Origin of the sequence: Pseudomonas sp. MIL19, assembly GCF_028680365.1 — a bacterium.
Taxonomy (GTDB): Bacteria; Pseudomonadota; Gammaproteobacteria; order Pseudomonadales; family Pseudomonadaceae; genus Aquipseudomonas; species Aquipseudomonas spirodelae.
The window spans coordinates 1-456 of record NZ_JAPPVG010000093.1 but is presented as its reverse complement, the minus strand read 5'-3'; the positions used below and the strand labels follow the sequence as shown (position 1 = coordinate 456).

General features: G+C 57.9%; 1 protein-coding gene. It reads right to left on the bottom strand.

Annotation, left to right across the window (positions count from 1 at the left end; all coding sequences use genetic code 11):
* Positions 1-456, bottom strand: a 456-nt coding sequence (locus N1078_RS19495) for an MASE3 domain-containing protein (protein ID WP_274089711.1), incomplete at both ends; no start/stop codon positions are given.

Sequence of the window (456 nt, the reverse complement as noted above, 5' to 3'; positions counted from 1 at the left end):
ACAGAGGGCTTTAAACAGATGCGGTTTGATCTGCTCAGCGACGTCGCTGAGTAGCAGGTCGCTGATGGTTTCACCGATCAAGTTTTCCGGACGACGATCCAGGCTGCGGATTAGCGTCGGGTTGGCATAGCGCAGGTGCAGGTGCTCATCCAGGCGGGCGATGCCAACCGGCAGGTTGCTCAGCAGGTTGTGCAGTTCGGTTTCCTGTTCGCGAATGCGCTGCTCACGCACTTCCAGCAAACGATAGGGTTTGCGCACGGCAATCTGGAAGGCAGCCAGGTAGAAGAAGCAGTAGGCGGCCACCTTATAGATGTGGCCGAACAGGTTGATGAATTCCGAAGTCGTTCGGTATTGGGTAAACGCCAGGCCGCCCATCGCGGTAATGAAACAGGCCGCGCCCAGCCATAGATCGCGGCTGCTCTGAGTCTTGCGGCTACGCAGGAAGAACCACAGGGC